This window comes from Streptomyces sp. WM6378 (assembly GCF_001279695.1).
Taxonomy (GTDB): Bacteria; Actinomycetota; Actinomycetes; order Streptomycetales; family Streptomycetaceae; genus Streptomyces.
Genome location: NZ_LGDD01000075.1, coordinates 1 through 4,596 on the forward strand (window position 1 = coordinate 1; position 4,596 = coordinate 4,596).

The window sequence follows — 4,596 nt, forward strand, 5'->3', positions numbered from 1 at the left end:
TCGTGCCAGGCCGCGTGCGCGTAGACCTCCAACAGGACAGGTGGCATCTCGGCCTCGTCCATCAGGTCCGCTCTGGTGTTGACGAGGTCGCGGATGGCGGGGTGGGTGGGCAGGAAGACGGTGGTGATCCACAGCCGCCACTCGGCCCGTTCGTCCTGGTGGGACAGTGGCTCGCGTCCTTCGGGGCGGGGGTGCTTCTCGCTGAACGCGTGGTAAAGACGGCTGTTGACCTCAACCAATGCGAGGAGCGGCCCGTAGAACTCGGAGAGCTGGCGGTTCACCCGCGCCAGCGGTTCCTGCCGCTGCGGCAGCCGCAGATTGTTCAGGTAGGTGACGAGGTACCCGGCGAATCCTGCCGTGACGGTGACGACCACTGCGCCCATGGGCGGCAACGTTGACGTCTGGCCGACGCCCGGGGACAGGGCGTTGCCCCCTTGCGCGCCCGCGACCACCGGGCGCTCGTCGACGTTGTCCTGCGCGAGGCGGAAGGCCGACTGTTTGCGACGCTGGAGGGCACGGTGCGCTGCGTCCAGAACCGCGCCCGCCTGGTGCGCGCCCTCTACGAACGGCTGGACCGGCTGGAGGCCGCGCTCGCCCCGGAGAGGGTGCACCGAGCGGCGGCTGAATCGTTGGCTGGACGGCTGTATTGAGCGGGGGACCGCAAGTGTGACCGAAGGTGTGGACCCCAAAAAAATGGACACCGCCCGTTTTTGCAGGTCACCCCTGGTGGGCAAGCCCCTGTTCCGGACGGCGACACCTTGTAGGCGGTAGCCCTACAGGAGGTTGCGGTTCAGGGAGGCGGCGGGGAGGCGGCGGGTGTTTCCGGAAGCCGCCGGGGCGCGTTGAGTGTGCATGGAGCGTGAGGAGGAGCAGGGAATCGCCGACGGCGTGCCCGCCTCGCTGCTGGGGGCGTACTGGCTGGAGAGTTCGATGCACGAATCACCGGAGCACTGCCGGTGTGGCCGGCAGCGGGCGGCGGACACGGACGGGGCGTGGCTGCTGCGGGCCGTGATGACCGGGGTCGCCGCCGGAACGGTCCTGATGACTGTCGTGGCGTCACGGTGGTGGAAGTGACGCCTGGCCTTGCACACTCGGGCACCGCTGTCCTGGACGTTTCGTCCCCGCTTACCTGGCTGATGATGAGGCCGCCGGCCGTCTCGGGCTGTTCTGCGAGCAGATCGGCGAACCCGCGTCCGCGGTCTCGCGTCCTGCCGCTACGCCCTGTCGGGCGACTGCCGCGCTTTGTGGGGCAGCGTCTTGTAGCTGGCTCGCCAAAGGGTGCGTGGCGGCGGAAGGTGGTTAGCCGAGATCTGGAATGGCTACAGCTTGTACGTGAATGATCGCGGTGAGTTGCCTCTGGTCGGGGCTTCACGCCCAGATAGGGAAGAGTCGAATGATGCGTATGTTTCAGCGGGCTGCGGTGGTAGCCGCGGCGGTCGCGGGCCTGTCGGTCCTCGGTGGTGTCGGTGTCAGCTTCGCCGACGACGGCGGCTTCGGCGGGGTGACCGCGGCGGACCAAGGCCGGGACCAAGGCCGGGACAACGGGGATGAGCATGGTCGGGGCCAAGACCCGGAGCAAGGCCGGGACAACGGCGATGACCAAGGCCGGGACCAAGGCCGGGACAACGGGGATGAGCATGGTCGGGGCCAAGACCCGGAGCAAGGCCAGGACAATGGCCAGGAGCAAGGTCAGGGCCACGGGGACGGTCAGTAGAGATATGCCGGGGGCTCGGTGTGCGCGTTTCGGGGGGCTGCGGTTGCGGGTCGGGTGACTCCGTACTCCGCGCCGCAGCCCGCGTGTAAGGGTTGGGCAGTCCGGCCCCTACACGCCGAAGGGGTGTGGGTGTGCGGGGTCCCGGGGCTGGTCAGGCCTCGGGACCCTGGTGCATCTGCGTCGGGTGCAACGCCTCGCTGCGGCCCCGGTCGCCCTGCTTCCCCCACCAGCCCGTGCTGGGTTCGGCGGGCTGGTGGGCTGTTGTTCGTTCAGTTGGCCGGGCGACCCGTACGGTAGTTGAGAGGTCAGAGGAGCTTCTGGGGGGCTTCGTACTGGTCGACGGGGGCGATGTTGCAGGCGGCCTTGGGGCCGGTGAGGCCGTGTCCGCCGATGCCTTCACCTTCGGGCAGCGGTACCAGGCAGCGGCCGTCGATGTTGGCGAGGGAGGCGCCGTAGGTGTTGAGGATGCCGCCGGCTCCGTCCCCGTCTGCGCCCGTGATGACGGTGTCGCCGTTGCGGGTGGAGAAGGCCGTGGCACCGTCGCCGCTCCCGGTGGCACTGGTGCCTGAGCCGGCACCGGTGAGGCCGCCAGTGGCCCCGGTGAGGTTCCCCGTGGTGCCGGTGAGGTTGCTGACGGCGCCGGTGGGGTTGCCGGCGGCGCTGCTGACGGTGCCCGTGGGGTTGCTGACGGCACTGCTGACGGGGCTGGTGAGGCTGCTGGTGCCGGTGAGGTTGGTGACGGTGCTGGCCGCGCCACTGACGGTGCCGCAGTTGCAGCCGGCGCCGGTGCCGCTCGTGGTCGGGCCCGCGGCGGCGGCGAGGACGCTCTGGATCGCTTCGGCGGCGGTCTTGTGGCCCTGGGGCACCGGGGTGTTCGCGGAGGCGGGGGCGGCGACGGCCATCGTTGCGGCGGTGGCGAAGGCCGCCCCAGTGAGAACCTGCTTGATCACGGTGGTGCTCCAATTTCGGTAGATCTGCAAGGGGTGACGGCCTGTCATGAAGGGGAGGCCTGTCGCTTCTGGAACGAGGAGCATGCACAACACGTCACGCATTCCGCACATTTGGACTAATGCGGGCAAATGGGGCTGGCATGTCCGCGGTCCGTGATCCGCCGGGGGCCTCCCGGGTCTGCGGGCGCAGCCGCAAACGCGAAGGGGTGTGGCTCCTGTTGAGTGACCGCGATCACGCGACCGTGATCATGCAGCCTGATCGCGGTCACCCAAGAGGAGCCACACCCCAAAGCGATGCCTCGCCCGCCGGCGCCACCGGCATGGATACGTAGGTCCGGTGGCCCTGGCCGGCCGACGGGAAGGTTGGTGTGCGGGGTCCCGGGGCCATGTCCGGGCCTCGGGACCCTGGTGCACTCTCCAATGCCCGGGCTCAACGACTCTCCGCAGCCCCGGTCACCCACTTCCCTCGCCGGCCCATTGCGAGCCCGGCAAGCTGCTGCCGTTCAGCTTGTTGGGCGGGTTCTCTGGTGGGAGGCCCGGATGTCGGGTGGTGTGTCAGAGGAGCTTCTGGGGGGCCTGGTACTGGTCGACGGGTGCCAGGTTGCAGGCGGACTTGGGGCCGCCGAGGAGGTGGCCGCCGATGCCCTCGCCCTCGGGCAGCGGCACCGCGCAGCGCAGGTCGACGTTGGCGAGCGGGGCGCCGTAGGTGTTGCCGATGCCGCCCGCCTCACCGGCGATGGTGGTGTTGCCGTTGCGGGTCGCGAAGGCGCTGGCGCCCTGCCCGCCCATGGCACCGGTGCCGCTCACGGTCGGGCCCGCGGCGGCGGCGAGGAGGCTCTGGAGCGTGCTCATGGGCATCTGGAGTGCGCTGGCGGGGGTGGTGCTGGCCTGGGGCTTCGGGGTCTGCGCCGAGGCAGGGGCGGCAATGGCCATCGTTGCGGCGGTGGCGAAGGCCGCCCCGGTGAGTACCTGCTTGATCACGGTGATGCTCCCGTTCGGTGGGTCGGTAAAGGAGGTGACAGGCTCGCCCTGGGGGAGTGGCGAACCTGCCGCCCTTTGGAACGAGGAGCATGCACAACACGTCACATATTGCGCGCATTTGGACTAATCCCGGGTGAATGGAGGCTGGGGCGCCCGCTGTCTGGCGGCGGCCTCCCGGCCGCGGGTGCAGCCACACATGGCAAGGGCGCGGCCCCTTGTTGAGTGACCGCGATCACGCAGTCTGATCGCGGTCACTCAACGAGAGCCGCACCGAAAGTGAACGTCCTTGGCCGCCGATGGCACTGGTATGGACGCGACGGTGCGCTGCCTGGGTGCGGCCGGCGGGGTGGTGGGTGTGCCGGGTCCCGGGGCGACTGGTCGGACCCCGGGACCCTTGGGGGGCACTCTCCAACGTGATCTCGCGCCGGTTCAACGACTCGGTACAGTCCCGGTCATCCCGCATCCCCCGCCCAGTCCATTGCGGGCCCGGCGAGCGACGAGCTGCTGTCCGTTCGGCTGGTGTCGGCGGTCGCGTGAAGTTCGGCTGTACGCCGACACCTTGTCGGGGCGGCTCGTGCGATGAGAGGCACTCCCGGACCGTACGTCGTGGTCTTGGCCGTCCACGGCGGTCTGTTCGGTGTGCGCGATGCGGAGCGACGGTCTGGTGCTCACAGGCCTCGGGCGTGCGCACGGCCCCCTGTGTGGCAGGGGGCCGTGGGCCGGAATCGGTGGTTGAGGGGGTGTCAGAGGAGCTTCTGGGGGGCCTGGTACTGGTCGACGGGTGCGATGTTGCAGGCGGCCTTGGGGCCGCCGAGGAGGTGGCCGCCGATGCCCTCGCCCTCGGGCAGCGGCACCGCGCAGCGCAGGTCGACGTTGATGAACGGGGCGCCGTAGGTGTTGCCGATACCGCCCGCCTCACCCGCGATGGAGGTGTTGCCGTTGCGGGTGCCG

General features: G+C 69.8%; 5 protein-coding genes and 1 pseudogene. 2 read left to right on the forward strand and 4 right to left on the reverse strand.

Annotated features, from left to right (window positions below; all coding sequences use genetic code 11):
• Positions 1 to 383, reverse strand: a 383-nt coding sequence (locus tag ADK54_RS09590; RefSeq protein WP_053725138.1) for a hypothetical protein, incomplete at its 3' end; no start/stop codon positions are given.
• 51 nt (positions 384 to 434) lie between these two features.
• On the opposite strand from ADK54_RS09590, the gene ADK54_RS43130 reads away from it, so the two are divergent.
• Both ADK54_RS43130 and ADK54_RS44775 read left to right on the forward strand, forming a co-directional pair.
• Positions 435 to 650, forward strand: coding sequence for a hypothetical protein (locus tag ADK54_RS43130; protein WP_420717283.1), 216 nt, complete (start codon positions 435 to 437; stop codon positions 648 to 650).
• Positions 651 to 852: 202 nt separating this feature from the next.
• Positions 853 to 1,074: a hypothetical protein gene (locus tag ADK54_RS44775; RefSeq protein ID WP_053725134.1), complete on the forward strand. Its 222-nt coding sequence runs from the start codon at positions 853 to 855 to the stop codon at positions 1,072 to 1,074.
• A gap of 945 nt (positions 1,075 to 2,019) precedes the next feature.
• On the opposite strand, the gene ADK54_RS09605 is transcribed toward ADK54_RS44775, so the two are convergent.
• The 3 genes and pseudogenes from ADK54_RS09605 to ADK54_RS09615 form a co-directional block, all read right to left on the reverse strand.
• The gene (locus ADK54_RS09605) at positions 2,020 to 2,664 is read right to left on the reverse strand and encodes a hypothetical protein (RefSeq protein ID WP_159047686.1); all 645 of its coding nucleotides are present in this window, start codon (positions 2,662 to 2,664) and stop codon (positions 2,020 to 2,022) included.
• A 555-nt stretch (positions 2,665 to 3,219) separates the two neighbouring features.
• Entirely contained in the window at positions 3,220 to 3,645 is a 426-nt protein-coding gene (locus ADK54_RS09610) for a hypothetical protein (protein WP_053725137.1), read from the reverse strand.
• A 743-nt stretch (positions 3,646 to 4,388) separates the two neighbouring features.
• A pseudogene (locus ADK54_RS09615) lies at positions 4,389 to 4,596 on the reverse strand (hypothetical protein); the annotation flags it as partial.